Source organism: Cryobacterium suzukii (assembly GCF_004403185.1).
GTDB classification, from domain to species: Bacteria; Actinomycetota; Actinomycetes; order Actinomycetales; family Microbacteriaceae; genus Cryobacterium; species Cryobacterium suzukii.
The window spans coordinates 168,166-183,269 of sequence record NZ_SOHJ01000013.1 but is presented as its reverse complement, the minus strand read 5'-3'; the positions used below and the strand labels follow the sequence as shown (position 1 = coordinate 183,269).

Here is a 15,104-nt window from a genome sequence, read left to right as displayed (position 1 = left end):
GGCCGTGGCTACACCGATCTAGCCGGTGCGGTGTAATTGGCGTTGGCGCCAACCGGCATTCGGGCGACCAGCAGGGCGGTCAGAATGTCGTCCATGAGGTCGTCGACGTGCTCCAGCCCAATGGAGAGACGCACAATACCGGCGGACGGCCGTGCCTCAGCCGCAACCGGCCGGTGAGTGAGCGACGCCGGGTGCTGCACCAGAGAATCGATACCACCCAGCGACACGGCATGGGTGATGAGGCGCAACGCCTCGGTGAAACGGACCGCTGCGGCATAACCACCGAGATCCAGCGCCAGGAGCGACCCGGCGCCCGAACACTGTCGCCCGATCAAACCCTGGGGATCCTGTCCGGGCAGCCCGGGGTAGAGCACACGCTCCAAAGCCGGGTGACCTTTCAGCCGGCTGGCCACCTCTGCAGCGGTCGCCTGCTGGGCGCGTACCCGCACCGGGAGCGTGCGTAGACCGCGGTGCAGCAAGTAGGCATTGAACGGCGTCAGCAATCCACCCGTGAGAGCGCGCACTTGGCGTAGTCGTACCATCCACTCGTCGGGTCCGGAGACCGTACCACCCATGGCGTCGCCGTGTCCGCCGAGAAACTTGGTCGCGCTGTGCAGCACCAGTGTGGCGCCCGATTCGAGCGGACGTTGCAGTACCGGGGTGGCGAACGTGTTGTCGACCAAGACCGGAATGGCTCCGGCAGCGTCCACGACCGCCCGAATGTCGGTCAGTTCGAGGGTGGGGTTGGCCGGCGTTTCCAGAATCACCAGGCCCGTATTCGCACGGATGGCAGCCGTCACGCCGGCCAGGTCGCTCCAGGTGACCGTCGTGCCGAGCAGTCCACTGGCCAGGACGTGGTCGGTTCCGCCATACAAGGGCCGCAGGGCGACGATATGCGGCTTGCCGGCGGTCACCGTCGCGATCAGCGTCGCTGTCAGGGCGGCCATTCCGGTGGCGAAGGCCACCGTGCCCTCGGCCCGCTCCAACGTCGAGAGAGCATTCTCAAACCGGGCGACGCCGGGCTGCCACAAGCGCTGGTACACCGCAGAGTCCCCGGGCTCAGGAGTACCGCCGGTGGCGAGATTCTCATACGACTCACCGCCAGGCTCAACGCCGTTCAGGGGATTGGTCGTGGATAAGTCGATGCTCGGAACGTGAACGCCCGCCTCGGTGAGGCCGTCCATTCCGGCATGCACGGCAAGGGTTTCAATATGTGACAACGGTGGCAGCATCCCCCCACAGAAACAGATTCTGTGTCCTCGCACAAGTGTCATTGCAGACCCTTGCAATTCATCTGCACGAATCGCATAAACTCCTTGGTAACGAGGGAGTCTGTTGATGGAATCGAAGAAGCCGGAACTTGACCGGGTTGACCGCGCGCTATTGCGCGCACTGTCGGTCAATGCCAGAGCTTCGGGGGCGGCCCTGGCGAGCGAAATCGGCGTCGCCGAGTCCACAGTGTCCCTGCGCCTGCGACGACTGCAGCAGCTCGGACACATTCGTGGTTACCGGGCCAACATCGACCTGGCCGCGCTCGGTGCCAGCCTGCAGGCCCTCATCTCGGTGCGGCTGGCCAAGCACGCCAGGGTGCAGATCGATGACTTTCGGAACGCTGCCCCGCACTGGCCCGGCGTGATCGGGCTGTTCCACACCGCCGGTGCCGACGACTATTTGCTGCACGTTGCCGCAGCGGATGCCTCACACCTGCGTGACTTTGTGCTGGAACACCTGGCGGAGCATCCGGCCGTCGCTCACACCGAGACGAACCTGATCTTCGAGTATGTCGACGGTGATGGTTGGCAAGACCTGGTGAAGTAGGGCGACCGAGCCGCAAAAAGGGCAGTACGCCGGTGCCACCGCGTTAAACAAGAACGCCCCCCGCGAAAGCGGGAGGCGTTCTTCGCAAGCTCTATTTAGAGGGCGCGGATGTTCTCGGCCTGAGGACCCTTGGGTCCCTGGGTTACCTCGAACTCGACCTTCTGGTTCTCATCGAGGGACTTGTAGCCATTCGACGCGATCGCGGAGTAGTGCGCGAAAACATCGGCGCTTCCGTCGTCGGGTGCGATAAAGCCGAAGCCCTTTTCAGCGTTGAACCATTTCACGGTACCTGTTGCCATTTGTAAAACTCCTCCAGGAGTGTTAGACCGGCCCCGACTGTCGGGACCGTTCGTCGCGGTATTCGTCGTCCGCTTCCGAAAGGAATGTGGCGCACAAACCGCGATTCAATTGAATCACAGTCCGTGCGTTTAAGACGTGCAAGCACTACAACTTCGTGTCCAACACTAGCCCACAAGTCTGGACGGTTTCAAAGTTCCCGGCCTTTTCGACATGAAAGTGTTACGTTTACGGGAAAATTCGCACGAACTTCGGGGCGACCACTGGCCAGCAAGGTCACGGGTGCCCGTTGGCCGGAACTGTTTACGGCGTGTCATTCGGCTGTCACGAAGTCGATCAGATGTTCCACGCGCCCTAAAAGTTGCGGTTCCAGATCGGCAAAAGTGCGCACGCGGCCGAGAATTCGCTGCCAGGCCCTGGCGATGTCGGCCTGTTCCTCGTGCGGCCAGCCGAGCGCATCGCAGATGCCGTGTTTCCACTCGATGCTCCGCGGGACCTCGGGCCAGACGTTGAGGCCGACCCGTGCTGGTTTTACCGATTGCCACACGTCGACGAACGGATGCCCCACCACGAGAACGTTTGCAGCGAACGGCCCGCGTGCCACGGCCTCCGCGATGCGGCTCTCCTTGGACCCGGGAACGAGGTGGTCTACCAATACGCCCACCCGACGTGCTGAGCTCGGTCGGAATTCACGGAGGATCGCATCGAGGTTGTCGACCCCCTCAATATATTCCACGACAACGCCTTCGAGGCGCAGGTCGGCGCCCCAGACCTTTTCCACCAACTCGGCGTCGTGACGCCCCTCGACAAAGATACGACTGGCGCGAGCGACGCGAGCGGGGGCGTTGGGCACGGCGGTTGAGCCTGAAGCCGTGCGCACCCGGCCCAGGGCGGCCGCCATGGTCGGTGCAATCAGCGTGACCGGCCGGCCGTCGATCAGAAAACCAGAGCCGAGCGGAAACAGTCGGAGCTTGCCGTGCCTGTCCTCGAGCGTGACAATCTTCTTTTCCACACGAATGACGGCACCACAAAATCCAGTGGCGATTTCTTCTACAACCAGGTCCCGGACGGCTTCCTGCGTCGGAATAATGATGCGGCCCGCGTCGCGCCACCCGGGGGAGAGCACGTCTGCACTATATCGATCGTCCATTGCATCGACGCTAGCCGAAGTCCGCGATCGCGCCCGGCATGACGCGGTATTCTGAATGCATGTGTGGTCGACTCGTCATTACCGATTCAGCGCCCGATCTGGCGGCCATGTTCGATATCGAGCATGAAGGCGAAAATCTGCCGGAACCGTCGTGGAACATCCGTCCGACCGACCAGATTCCGATCGTGCTTGAATCGGCCAAAACCGACCCACCGGTGCGTCGATTGGAATCAGCACGCTGGTCATTGATCCCATCTTTTGCAACGGAGTCGACGTCGAAGTTTCCGACCTTCAATGCTCGGGCAGAAACCGCCGCCGAAAAGCCAACCTTCACGGTGTCCGTGCGGTCGCGGCGCGCTCTGGTTCCGGCGACCGGCTACTTCGAGTGGCACACCGAGGGCACCGTGAAGACCCCGTATTTCATTCAATCCGACGACGGCCTTCCGCTCGCCTTCGCCGGCCTGTATTCCTGGTGGAAGAACCCGGCTGCCGCCGACAGCGATCCGGCGCGATGGGTACTCTCCGCAACCATCCTGACGACCGATGCCCAGGGCCCGCTCGCGCAGATCCACGACCGCACCCCCGTTGCCCTCCCAGAAGAGTGGTGGGACCACTGGTTGGACCCGGCGACCGCGGGCGACCAAGGCCTCGTGGATGCCGCCGTTGCCGCCTCCCGGATAGTCGTAGAATCGCTCAATTTCCATGAAGTCGGCCCGGTGACCGGGAACGGCCCTGAACTGATCGAGCCGATAACCAACGATTCGATGTAATTGCATCGGGCCCCAACCGGTACGCTCGAAACAGTACGAATAAGCCGTACATTCAAACCAGTGACCGGCGAAATTACGCGGGCGCTGCCGTGAAAGGAACACCCATGAACATTGTCGCCTTCGTCGTCGCGTTTGCGATCTTCGTTTTCGGTTTTTGGCTGTTCGGCCTGGCTTTCTCGGTTACGACACTAATGGGACCGATTTTTATTGCCGGAATCCTGTGCGTGTCCATCGCCATGGCAATCCCCTTCCACCTGCTGCGCGACTAAGCCACGACCGGATCGATAAACGCGTCGGCTGATCTAAGTAGTGCGGTAATCCGGCTACGACCGACCAGCACGGCGAAGGCACCGGCCGCATCGACAGAGTCGCGAGTCGGGCCAGCAAGATCAGAAAATTCCGAGACTACCCGCGACGGATCTCCGCGGGTAGCGTGGCTGATCGTGGCACACAATGGCCCGTCAAGCACCCAGCCCTCCCTCGGCGCGGTATCAGAATCGCACGGTAATGTTGGTTTTCGATCGATTTCGCATTGATCGTCTTCGAACACGGAAAGGTCCCGCCCAGGATGCAAGACAGCCCGGCCGCATCCACCCCCTACGAGGTCCTCGGAGTGAGTCCGACCGCAACCGAGGATGAGTTACGGCGCGCCTACCGACTTCTGTTGCGCCAGACCCATCCCGATGTTGGAGGCAGCGCGACCAGATTTCATGCCGTGCAACTCGCCTGGGAACGCGTCGGAAGTCCACAGAACCGGGCCGCCTACGATCGTCGACGCTTCGGTGACCCCGAGCAGGCCGCTCCAACGGATGCCTACGCCGCCCCCTCCGCCAGCGGCCCCGCCACAAAATCCAGCCTGAAAACGCGCATGCACGGTCATCCCGGTGGCCAGGCGCGCCTGAGATATCTCGATCTCGTGCGCGAGTGGGCTGGCCGCGGTACGGTCATCGACGACCCATACGCCCCCGCGCTCATTCGTAGCGCCCCGAAACTCGTACGGCACTGCCTCGCGAAAGCTCTGGCAGAGGAGGTCACAGCCCAGCTTGTGGCCAATCTCGGTATCGGGTTCACCGCGTGGCATGACATCGACACCGGTAGCCAGACCGACAAACTCGACCACATCATCCTCGGCCCGGCCGGATTGTTTGGCATCCTGTCCGAAGACTGGGGCGCACCCGTGCAGCTGCGGCGCGCCGAACTGATCGGCGACGAACTGCCGGAGGAGGATCGCCCGATCCACCAGTTCGAGGATGCCGCTCGCTCAATAAGCCGTGCACTAAAAGTACGCTTCACCGCGCTCATCGTCGTGCTGCCCGACGTGGCCCTCGACGAACCAGTTTCACTGCCCAAGCGTGGCCGACGCCCGATGATCATCGTGATTCCGCGGTCGCGCCTCGTCGGCGTCCTGCGCGAAGGACTGGCCGGTATGGAGCGCGGCAGCTTTGAAAAGGTCTTCGAGCTGCGCAGCACCCTACAAAACGGCATCCGTTTCGTAAATACCTAGTCCTTCGAGGTAATCACGCAGGCAGGGCTAGCTTCTCGACCCAGTAGCGCAGAAATGTTGCCCCAGCCTCGTCATGGATCTGGTCGCCGATCACGATCACCGGGTACGGACGGTCCAGAATGCCATCGGCCGGGCGCACGTCAACGTGGGAGACGTCGTAGCCCGCTTCGTAGAGGTGATCGGCCATGCGATAGTCGCTGCGGGAATCGCCCATTGATCGCCACAGCCGGGGTAACGGACCGCTCTCGGCGAAGTAGGCAAGGGCACGCTTCGCCGCATGGTCCTTGTCAAGCGTGACCGACTCGATATCGGTTGAGATGATCGTGGCGTCGAGTCGAAACGGAATCCGACCGAATTCGTCGGGCGACCGGCGATCGTCGAATCGCACGCCGAGCCCGTGTTCCACCATTATGGCAAAGGCGGCGTCGTTGAATTCGGGCTGGCGGGCGAGAAAGTTCGCATGGCTCACATCGGTGCGCTGTTCGACCGAGATCATCGCCTGCTTGGTCTCGTCAAAGAACATCTCGGCTGCGAACGAGTCAGCGACCAGCTGGCGCACCCCGTCAATAACCACCACCGGCAGGGCAACGCTCTGATCGACGACGACGTCCCCCATACCGTTCGGTCCGATCGGAAACCACACCGCGCCCTTCTCGCAGACGCCGTACATTCGAAAGGTCTCTGGCAGCCCGGCCGCGACGAGCGGGGCGACCACCTGCTCGCGAATAAAGTCGGCTGACCGCCCGGTGATGAACGCGATCGGCACGTGTCCGGCCGCCAACGTGATCAGATCCGCCAGGATGCTCGGGGTTGAAATGCTGCGCGTGATCGGGCTCGCAATCGGGCCGTCGACGTCGAGGAGAAGTCCGAGCGGGGAAACGGGAATTGACATTTCGCCATTGTCCCATAACAGGTAGAAGAGATTCCGGCATCGATCGGCCAGGAGATGCTGCGCCCAGGCACGCGAGCGCTTATCGTTGTCTGTGATGATTACGCGACGAGAAGTAGCACTGCGCCTGGATATCCCGCTGGAAATGGCGGCACGTCACGGGATTCCCTCGCGCCTCAGCGAGGGCCAGCTGGCTAAACTCGAGGCCGAGCCGCCGGTTTGGCTGGTGCAGTCGCGCGCCAATCGCACCGGCAAGAAACCCGTCTGGGTGCAGCTCACCTGCAGCATCTGTGGGTACACCGAAGCCGTGCGTCCAAAGAAATGGTGGCCGACGTTCACCTACATCACCTGCTCCAATCACGGTTTCGACGAGTTGCCCGAACCGGCCACCGGAATGGGCCGCACCGAGTGCGACGGTATTGGAAGCCAGTTCATCGGCATCACCGACGAGGCCTTGAGCCCACGCGAATTCAACTGACAAACCCTCCGAACTGCTGAAAATACGCTGATCGCGCCGCCGATGGGTGCCACGTGGGGCGTACGATCACGGTATGAACCTGAACCCAGCGGGTCGTTGAAATATGTCTCGCAATTTCTTGAAATGGCTCCCAGCCTGTGTCGTACCGGCGGTCGTTATCGCCGCAGTCATTGCCGTGCCGCTTCAGGCCGGTGCCGCCGTTGACCTGCCAGACAAAACGGCTGAACAGGTTCTTCAGCTGGTCAACGACAGTACGGTGTCGGCCTTCTCCGGAAGTGTCGTCCAATCGTCTGATCTTGGCCTGCCCAGTCTCGATGTGAGCGCGGGCATGGCCGGGTCTATGCCGACAGACACAAGCGATTCCGGATCTGGAATGTCGTCGGCCGATGCCCTGAGAACGGCCCTCGAACTGCTGAGTGGCTCCCATGAGTTCCGCGTGTACGTCGGCGGCGAGGCACAGTCCCGCGTGCAGATTAAGGACCGGATGGCGGAACGGGACCTTATCCGTAACGGCAACGAGCTCTGGTATTACGACTCGAACACCAATGAAGCAACGCACCTGAGCGCTCCGGCTGATCTCGCCGCTTCCGCGCAGACGAAGTTCGCGAAGCTCCAAGCTCAACTTCCGACCGACCTCTCTACGCCGGCTCTGCTCGCGGAGCGGTTTCTCGCCGCGCTCGACCCCAGCACAGCGGTCGAGGTCGGCCCTGATGCCCAGGTTGCCGGGCGCAGCGCCTATCAATTGCTGCTGACGCCGAGAACTGCCGAAACGCTCGTCGCCTCTGTTTCGATCGCGGTCGACTCCGAGACCGGCCTTCCACTCGAGGTGACCGTTCTGGCCAGGGGCCAGAGTGCGCCGGCGCTGCAAATCGCTTTCACCACCATCGACTTCGCGGCTGTGAACGCCAGCCGATTCGACTTTGTGCCGCCGGCGACGGCAACGGTGACGGAGCAGTCCGTGCCGGCCCGGCCCGATGCACCGCGCGGTGATCACATGAGGGCAGCGGATGTCGCTCCCGTCGTCACCGGAACCGGATGGTCCACCGTCGTTGAACTGCCTGCCGTCGCCGTACCAGCCGAACTGAACGACAATCCCCTAATCGAACAACTCATGGTCAGCGTCGACGGTGGCCGCGCCCTGACAGCATCCCTCGTGACGGTCTTCCTTGCCAGCGACGGTCGGATCTTCGCCGGTGCTGTGCCGCTTGCCCAGCTCCAGGCGGCCGCGGAGTGATCTTGGCCGCTGTACCTATTCCCGCTGTACCTATTCCCGCTGTGCCTATTCCCGCTGTGCCTATTCCCGCTGTGCCTTTTCCCGCTGTGCCCATTTCCCTGACGCACAAGACGCTGTGACAGGCGATACCCCGGCTCTCGACCCGCCGATCGGGAATTTGCCGATCGAGTCCTTTCCGATCGACAACTTGGCGATCGGAAGCCGGGGTTTGACAAAACGGTTTGGTACGCACAATGCCGTGAACGGCATCGACCTCGCCGTTCCTCGCGGCAGTGTCTTTGGCTTTCTCGGCCCGAACGGTTCGGGCAAGACCACGACCATTCGAATGCTTCTGGCACTCACCCAGGCGACGAGCGGCACGATCAGTCTCCTCGGGCAGACCATGCCCGACCGATTGCACGACGTGCTGCCCAGGGTGGGTGCACTCGTCGAGGGTCCGGCGTTCTATCCCTTCCTCTCCGGTGCCGCAAACCTGAGCCGGCTCGACACGGCAGACCGATACGCGCCGACCAGCACGCGTCGTTCCCGGGTGCAGCTAGCCCTGGAACGGGTGGGACTCGGCCACGCAGCCGGCAAGAAGGTGCACGCGTATTCACTCGGCATGAAGCAGCGGCTCGGCATCGCCAACGCCCTCCTGCTGCCGAGGGACCTCCTCGTGCTCGATGAACCCACCAACGGGCTCGACCCCCAGGGCACCCGGGAGGTGCGCAGCCTCGTGCATTCCCTGGCGGCCGAGGGAACGACCGTGTTCGTCTCCAGCCATCTGCTCGCCGAGGTCGAGCAGATGTGCACGCATGCCGCGGTAATGAGCGCCGGCAGTATCGTCGCCCAGGGCACTCTCGCGGCGCTCCGGCAGGTCGGTGAGACGCGGGTTCGCGTGCGTACACCGGACACCATCGCCGCGATGAGCGTTCTCACCCGTCTCGGGTTGACGCCGCAACGTGCCGCGGGCGATGCCGGTGATCCGATCGTGATTGCGCCACTCGTCGGTACGCGCGTGCAGCCTGAGGCCATCGTGACTGCGCTGGTAGCCGGCGGGGTGCGCATCCGCGGTTTCGCGGTCGAGGAGCCCAGCCTGGAGGAACGGTTCGTTGCCTTGACCGGGGAGGGTTTTGATGTCGTCCAATGACGTTGCGCCAGCGGAGCGTCGCGGGAGCGGATGGGCACTGCTCGGTTCCGAAATTTCGGTGCTGTTTCGCCGCCGCCGCACCTGGGCGATGTTGGTCGCCGTGGCGCTCATACCGATCCTGCTCGCCGTCGCCGTACGGCTATCTTCGTCGACGCTGAATCCGGGGGAGGGGCCGCCGTTCCTTGATCGAGTGACTCAGAACGGTCTGTTCGTCGGCTTTACCGCAATGGTCGTCGCTGTTCCGCTCTTTCTACCCCTCACCGTCGGTGTGGTCGCCGGAGACACGATTGCCGGGGAGGCTGGCCTCGGAACCCTACGCTACCTGCTCGTTGCACCGGCTGGCCGGGTGCGGCTACTACTGGTCAAGTACGCCGGAGCAGCCCTGTTCTGCCTCGTGGCGACACTGACTCTCACCGTCACCGGAGCTCTGATCGGGGCGGCCCTGTTTCCGGTCGGGCCCGTGACGCTGCTGTCCGGTGACACCATCAGCGTGAGCGAGTCGCTGTTACGCTCACTGTTCGTGGCCGCCTACGTCACCGTGTCCCTACTCGGCCTGTCCATGATCGGGCTGTTCATCTCCACGCTCACCGACGTTCCGGTAGGGGCCATGGCCGCAACGATCGTGGTGAGCGTCGCCGCGCAGATCCTCGATATCATTCCGCAATTGGCCTGGCTACACCCCTGGCTGTTCAGCCATTACTGGCTCGGTTTCGCCGACCTGCTGCGGCAGCCCCTCGACCTTGCCTCGTTCGGCCAAAACGCGATTGTCCAGTTGTGCTACCTGGCCGTCTTTGGGGCCCTCGCGTACAGCCGATTCGTGACCAAGGACATCCTGTCGTGAATTTGCGCCCCAATCGAGTCCGGAGCACCGGTATCGATTAACGAGACAAGGCCGGATCCAATGGATCCGGCCTTGTGAACTGTCTCAACCAGTCCTCGTTGATCTCTCGAAAGAAATCTCCGTGTCCGAGATGGGAATTGAACCCACACGCCCTTAACGGGCACTGGCACCTCAAGCCAGCGCGTCTACCAATTCCGCCACCCGGACTGGGTGAAACGGCCTCCGAATGAACCGGCTGCCGAGGTAATAACTTAGCACGGATTAGAACCGGCGTTGTGTCGCCTCCTCCGGCAACGACGGGTAGCGTTTGACCATGCCTTCCATTCCGAACGTGCACCCGGCCGCAAGATCCGCTGATTCAGACGGAACGTCACCCGCAGATGAACCTCAAAAACTTGACCTGACCGCCGAAATCGCGCGTGATCTCATCCGTTTCGACACCACGAACTATGGTGAGGGCCGTTCCAACGGCGAAACGGAGGCCGCGGAGTACGTCGCAGAGAAGCTGCGAGGCCTCGGGCTGAAGCCCGAACTCTTCGATTCCGAACCGGGCCGAACCAGCGTTATCGCCCGGGTCAGGGGCCGCGATGCCTCCCGGCCAGCTCTGGTCGTGCACGGTCATCTTGATGTCGTGCCGGCCGATGCGGCCAACTGGAGCGTCGACCCGTTTGGCGGCGTCATCAAGGACGGTCTGCTGTGGGGGCGAGGCGCTGTCGACATGAAAAACATGGACGCTATGATTTTGGCCTCTCTGCAGGACGTGATCAGTGCCAATGGCGCGCCAGAGCGTGACCTCGTCATCGCCTTTTTCGCCGACGAGGAGGCGGGCGGCGTGCTCGGCTCACACTTTCTTGTTCACGAGCATCCGCACCTGTTTGACGGAGCCACCGAAGCGATCAGTGAGGTGGGTGGATACTCCATCACGCTCGGCGGTAAACGTGCCTACCTCCTGCAGACCGGGGAGAAGGCGCTGATCTGGGTCAAGCTGGTTGCCCGCGGCGAGGCAGGGCACGGCTCCCGGATGCACCCCAGCAACGCCATCACTCGGCTCGCGGAGGCCGTGGCGAAACTCGGGCGCTACGAATGGCCCATTCGGCTGACCGACACGACCGAACAACTACTCGGCGAAATAGCCCGCATTCTCAATGTTGATCCGCAACGGGTCGGCCCAGACGAGCTCGCTCTGGCGACCGGCACGGCGTCTGGCTTCATCCAGGCCAGCCTGCGCACGACGGCGAACCCGACCGGCCTCACCGCCGGCTACAAGCACAACGTCATCCCCGACACAGCAGAGGCCCTCATCGACATCCGCTCGCTACCAGGCGAGGAAGACCTCGTGCTCTCCCAGATTCAGGAGATTGTCGGCGCTGACATCGAAATCGTCACCATGCACCGCGATATCGGTCTGGAGACTGGATTCAGCGGGCCGCTGATCGAAGCGGTCGTGAGCACCCTGGAACGCCATGACCCCGGCGCGCCGGTACTTCCGTACCTGCTGTCGGCGGGAACGGACAATAAGGCGCTCAGCACCCTGGGCATCAAGGGCTACGGTTTTGCGCCGCTTCGCCTCCCGGACGACTTGGACTTTCCGGCAATGTTTCACGGAGTGGACGAGCGGGTACCGCTCGACGCACTAGTGTTTGGCAGGCAGGTTTTGACCGACCTGCTGTCACAATATTGAAGCTGTGAGGCGCCGCCCGAAACCGTGGGGCGCCGGTACCTAAGTATTTGAGTAATCCGAGGAAGCGAAGCGTGTGGACTTTCTGAATGCGATCATTCTGGGCCTCGTTCAGGGGTTGACCGAGTTCCTTCCGGTGTCGTCGAGCGCGCACATCACGATCGTCGGCCAGTTTCTCGGCACCGGTGAAGACCCCGGGGCTCGTTTCACGGCCATCACCCAGATCGGCACCGAAACGGCCGTCATCATCTTCTTCTGGCGTGACATCGTGCGCATCATCGGCCAGTGGGCGAAATCGCTCACCGGCCGAGTCGCCCGCACGGATCCCGACGCCCGCCTCGGGTGGCTGATCATCCTGGGCTCACTGCCCATCATCGCTCTCGGACTGCTGTTCCAGAACCAGATTGAAACCGTGCTGCGTTCGCTCTGGATCACGGCCACCATGCTCATCGTCTTCGGTGTTCTGCTGGGAATTGCCGACCACGTCGGGGCCAAAAGGCGTCAGTTGCAGGACATCACCGTCGGCCACGGCGCGATCTACGGGGTCGCCCAGGCGCTCGCACTCATCCCCGGGGTGTCGCGGTCGGGCGGCACCATCACTGCCGGGCTGTTCCTCGGCTACGAACGCGCAGCAGCGGCCCGGTATGCGTTCCTGCTGGCCATTCCCGCCGTGCTCGGCAGCGGCTTCTATCAGGTGTACAAGTCGGTCGCCGATCCGTGTCTGGCGGGTGCGACCACGTGCACCCCCGAAATTTTCGGACCGCTTGAAACCCTGGTGGCAACAATTGTTGCCTTTGTTGTGGGCCTCGCCGTGATCGCGTTCTTCATGAACTACATTTCGCGACGCAGTTTTCTGCCATTCGTGATCTATCGCATCCTGCTGGGCATCGTACTGTTCGTGCTCCTGGGAACGAACGTCATTTCCGCCTAGTCGGCTCACCAAACGGTGGCCGCATCGACGACGGGTCGCCAACCCACCACTGCATCGAAGCTAGGCTTGAAGTATGCGTGCATGGGAACGACCCGAAATTGTCTCTGTCCCCGGCGAGTCCAGTGCCCCGTGGCTCCACGACACAAAAACCGACAGCCTGGTGCTGGCCCAGCCGCTCGCTTCAGCCCGACTCTACGTCTGTGGCATCACACCCTATGATGCGACCCACATCGGCCATGCCAACACGTACCTCGCCTTCGACACCCTACAGCGGGTCTGGATTGACGCCGGTTACCGCGTGCACTATGCCCAGAATGTGACGGATGTCGATGACCCGCTCCTGGAGCGGGCGACCGCCACCGGCGTCCACTGGCGTGACCTGGCCGAGTCGCAGGTTGAACTCTTCCGCACGGACATGGAAGCTTTGGGCATCATTCCGCCGAATGATTTCGTCGCCGTGACCGAGGTCATCGACGAGGTAGCCGCCGCGGTAGCCCTGTTGCAGGAGGCCGGACTGGCCTATCCGATACAGACGGACGACGCCATCGCCGGGGCAGACGGAACAATCGCCGTTGACCTGTACTTTGACATTCGTGCCGCCGAAGCCAGCACCGGGTGGGCGCTCGGGGACGAGAGCAACCTCGATCTGGACAGCATGCTGCGCTTATTCGCCGAGCGCGGGGGAGACCCCGACCGGGCGGGCAAACGCGACCGACTCGACCCGTTGCTCTGGAAGGCTGCCCGTACCGGGGAACCGGCGTGGGAATCTCCGGTCGGCGCCGGGCGACCCGGCTGGCACATTGAGTGTTCGGTGATCGCCCTCAAGGAACTCGGCACAGACTTCACCGTGCAAGGTGGCGGCTCAGACCTGATCTTTCCGCACCACGACATGAGCGCAGGGCATGCGCAGGCGCTGTCCGGACATCCGCTCGCCGGGGTCTACAGCCACACCGGTATGGTCGCCTACCAGGGTGAGAAGATGAGCAAGTCGCTCGGGAATCTCGTTCTGGTCTCAGGACTACGCGCCCAGGGCATCGACCCGCGTGCCATTCGGCTGGCCCTGATGGCCCGCCACTATCGCACCGACTGGGAATGGACCGACGCGCTTCTGGAGGAGGCCGTCGCGCGTCTGTCCGTGTGGTCACGAGCCTTCGGCGCGGCGGCCGTTACCGCGGCCGAGAGCGGTGCCAGCAGAGGGACGCCTGGAGCGGCCGCTTCGCTCGTGCAGTCCCTGCGCCTCGCGCTCCGCCATGACCTGAATACGCCCGAGGCCCTGAAACTCGTCGACGACGCGGCCGCCGGCCAGCTCGATGACTTGAGCCTGGTGAATCGTGCCATCAGCGCGCTGCTCGGCGTCGCCCTCTAGAACCGAGCGGAATCCTCGGCTGCCCCGTTGCGTTCCTAGTGCCGTGGCCCGTCAGGTCGGCTTCCGGGGCCATCGGGCCGGCCGTCTGCGCGCCCATCGCGCCCGTCGGTACCGCGCTTGCGCAGGTACTTCTCGAATTCCTGGGCGATCGCCTCGCCGCTCGCCTCTGGCGAGTCGACGGTGTCTCTGGCCTGCTCGAGCTGGGCGATGTACGCGGCCATGTCCTCGTCCTCGCCTGCCAACACATCGATACCGGTCTCCCACTCAGCCGCCTCGGTCACGAGTGCGCCGCGGGGGATGACCACGTCGATGACCTCTTCGAGCTTGTCGATCAATGCGAGCATCGCCTTGGGCGATGGTGCGTTATGCACGTAGTGGGGCACGGATGCCCAAATCGACAGGGTGGGAATTCCCACCGTCTCGGCGGTATCGGACAACACGCTGAGTATGCCGACCGGCCCCTCGTAGTTGCTGCGTTCAATTTGCAGTTCGGCGCGCACCTGAGCGTTATCGCTCGAGACGAAGATTGAGATCGGGCGGGTGTGCGGAACGTCAGCCAGCATGGCGCCCAAAAAGACTACGCCGCTGACGTCGGCGGCCAAGGCCGCGTCGAGTATCTCCGCGGCGAAGCTCTTCCAACTGCGGGACGGCTCCGTACCGATCAGCAGAAAAATATTGCCCGCATTCGTTCCACTGACCCGCAATTCGGCGTCGTCCGCCAGTGGAACGCTCAGCGTCCCTGGGGTCTTCGGACCGTACATGATCGCGCTCGGCCAGCCGAGAGTGCGCACGCCATCCTCGTTCGTTGACACGGTCGGCCGGTTGAACTGGTAGTCGAAGTACAACTCCGGGTCAACCTCGCGGATCATCTCAACGTCGAGTAAGTCCTTTAGCGCGCGAACCGCCCCCGTCGCGGCCTCTCCGGCGTCGTTCCAGCCTTCGAAAGCGACGACGAGCAGCCGTCCGCCCAGAAACCCAATACCGTCAGCCACCGTTTATGTCCTCAATTCTTGAGCCTC

The 15,104-nt window shown here is 63.0% G+C and carries 16 protein-coding genes and 1 tRNA gene; 11 read left to right on the top strand and 6 right to left on the bottom strand.

What is annotated here, in order from left to right; genetic code table 11:
• Positions 1-8: 8 nt before the first annotated feature.
• On the bottom strand, positions 9-1,232 hold the full coding sequence (locus E3T39_RS13640; RefSeq protein ID WP_134516215.1) for a trans-sulfuration enzyme family protein: 1,224 nt from the start codon (positions 1,230-1,232) through the stop codon (positions 9-11).
• Between the two features lie 106 nt (positions 1,233-1,338).
• On the opposite strand from E3T39_RS13640, the gene E3T39_RS13635 reads away from it, so the two are divergent.
• On the top strand, positions 1,339-1,818 hold the full coding sequence (locus E3T39_RS13635) for an Lrp/AsnC family transcriptional regulator (RefSeq protein ID WP_092107921.1): 480 nt from the start codon (positions 1,339-1,341) through the stop codon (positions 1,816-1,818).
• 95 nt (positions 1,819-1,913) lie between these two features.
• Here E3T39_RS13635 and cspE read toward each other — a convergent pair whose 3' ends face one another.
• Together cspE and E3T39_RS13625 are read right to left on the bottom strand one after the other, a co-directional pair.
• Positions 1,914-2,117 carry a transcription antiterminator/RNA stability regulator CspE gene (gene cspE, locus E3T39_RS13630; RefSeq protein WP_035840308.1) on the bottom strand — a complete coding sequence of 68 codons (204 nt, stop codon included), beginning with the start codon at positions 2,115-2,117 and terminating at the stop codon, positions 1,914-1,916.
• A gap of 311 nt (positions 2,118-2,428) precedes the next feature.
• A complete protein-coding gene (locus E3T39_RS13625; RefSeq protein ID WP_134516213.1) occupies positions 2,429-3,265 on the bottom strand; it encodes a DUF3097 domain-containing protein in 837 nt (278 codons plus the stop codon).
• 59 nt (positions 3,266-3,324) lie between these two features.
• Here E3T39_RS13625 and E3T39_RS13620 point away from each other — a divergent pair, with 59 nt between their 5' ends.
• The 3 genes from E3T39_RS13620 to E3T39_RS13615 all read left to right on the top strand — a co-directional run bounded on the left by E3T39_RS13620 (position 3,325) and on the right by E3T39_RS13615 (position 5,539).
• Positions 3,325-4,035, top strand: coding sequence for an SOS response-associated peptidase (locus E3T39_RS13620; protein ID WP_166784138.1), 711 nt, complete (start codon positions 3,325-3,327; stop codon positions 4,033-4,035).
• A gap of 104 nt (positions 4,036-4,139) precedes the next feature.
• Positions 4,140-4,304: a hypothetical protein gene (locus E3T39_RS16195; RefSeq protein ID WP_166784137.1), complete on the top strand. Its 165-nt coding sequence runs from the start codon at positions 4,140-4,142 to the stop codon at positions 4,302-4,304.
• Positions 4,305-4,603: 299 nt separating this feature from the next.
• Entirely contained in the window at positions 4,604-5,539 is a 936-nt protein-coding gene (locus E3T39_RS13615) for a J domain-containing protein (protein WP_134516209.1), read from the top strand.
• Between the two features lie 13 nt (positions 5,540-5,552).
• On the opposite strand, the gene E3T39_RS13610 is transcribed toward E3T39_RS13615, so the two are convergent.
• Positions 5,553-6,431 (bottom strand): hypothetical protein, encoded by an 879-nt coding sequence (locus E3T39_RS13610; RefSeq protein WP_134516207.1) that lies wholly within the window; start codon positions 6,429-6,431, stop codon positions 5,553-5,555.
• Between the two features lie 94 nt (positions 6,432-6,525).
• On the opposite strand from E3T39_RS13610, the gene E3T39_RS13605 reads away from it, so the two are divergent.
• The 4 genes from E3T39_RS13605 (at position 6,526) to E3T39_RS13585 (ending at position 10,110) form a co-directional block, all read left to right on the top strand.
• Positions 6,526-6,906 carry a hypothetical protein gene (locus E3T39_RS13605; RefSeq protein WP_134516205.1) on the top strand — a complete coding sequence of 127 codons (381 nt, stop codon included), beginning with the start codon at positions 6,526-6,528 and terminating at the stop codon, positions 6,904-6,906.
• 103 nt (positions 6,907-7,009) lie between these two features.
• Complete coding sequence (locus tag E3T39_RS13600; protein WP_174845132.1) at positions 7,010-8,140, top strand: LolA family protein; 1,131 nt, start codon at positions 7,010-7,012, stop codon at positions 8,138-8,140.
• Between the two features lie 148 nt (positions 8,141-8,288).
• Complete coding sequence (locus E3T39_RS13590; protein ID WP_241979718.1) at positions 8,289-9,269, top strand: ABC transporter ATP-binding protein; 981 nt, start codon at positions 8,289-8,291, stop codon at positions 9,267-9,269.
• On the top strand, positions 9,256-10,110 hold the full coding sequence (locus E3T39_RS13585) for an ABC transporter permease (RefSeq protein WP_134516203.1): 855 nt from the start codon (positions 9,256-9,258) through the stop codon (positions 10,108-10,110). The genes E3T39_RS13590 and E3T39_RS13585 overlap by 14 nt, the downstream gene beginning before the upstream one ends.
• Before the next feature lie 122 nt (positions 10,111-10,232).
• On the opposite strand, the gene E3T39_RS13580 is transcribed toward E3T39_RS13585, so the two are convergent.
• Positions 10,233-10,317 (bottom strand) — tRNA-Leu (locus E3T39_RS13580).
• Positions 10,318-10,423: 106 nt separating this feature from the next.
• Here E3T39_RS13580 and E3T39_RS13575 point away from each other — a divergent pair.
• The 3 genes from E3T39_RS13575 (at position 10,424) to mshC (ending at position 14,085) form a co-directional block, all read left to right on the top strand.
• Positions 10,424-11,791 (top strand): M20/M25/M40 family metallo-hydrolase, encoded by a 1,368-nt coding sequence (locus E3T39_RS13575; protein WP_134516201.1) that lies wholly within the window; start codon positions 10,424-10,426, stop codon positions 11,789-11,791.
• A 73-nt stretch (positions 11,792-11,864) separates the two neighbouring features.
• Positions 11,865-12,719 (top strand): undecaprenyl-diphosphate phosphatase, encoded by an 855-nt coding sequence (locus E3T39_RS13570; RefSeq protein ID WP_134516199.1) that lies wholly within the window; start codon positions 11,865-11,867, stop codon positions 12,717-12,719.
• A gap of 73 nt (positions 12,720-12,792) precedes the next feature.
• The gene (gene mshC, locus E3T39_RS13565) at positions 12,793-14,085 is read left to right on the top strand and encodes a cysteine--1-D-myo-inosityl 2-amino-2-deoxy-alpha-D-glucopyranoside ligase (protein WP_134516197.1); all 1,293 of its coding nucleotides are present in this window, start codon (positions 12,793-12,795) and stop codon (positions 14,083-14,085) included.
• A gap of 35 nt (positions 14,086-14,120) precedes the next feature.
• On the opposite strand, the gene E3T39_RS13560 is transcribed toward mshC, so the two are convergent.
• Positions 14,121-15,077, bottom strand: a complete 957-nt coding sequence (locus tag E3T39_RS13560) for a PAC2 family protein (protein ID WP_134516195.1) — start codon at positions 15,075-15,077, stop codon at positions 14,121-14,123.
• Positions 15,078-15,104 lie beyond the last annotated feature (27 nt).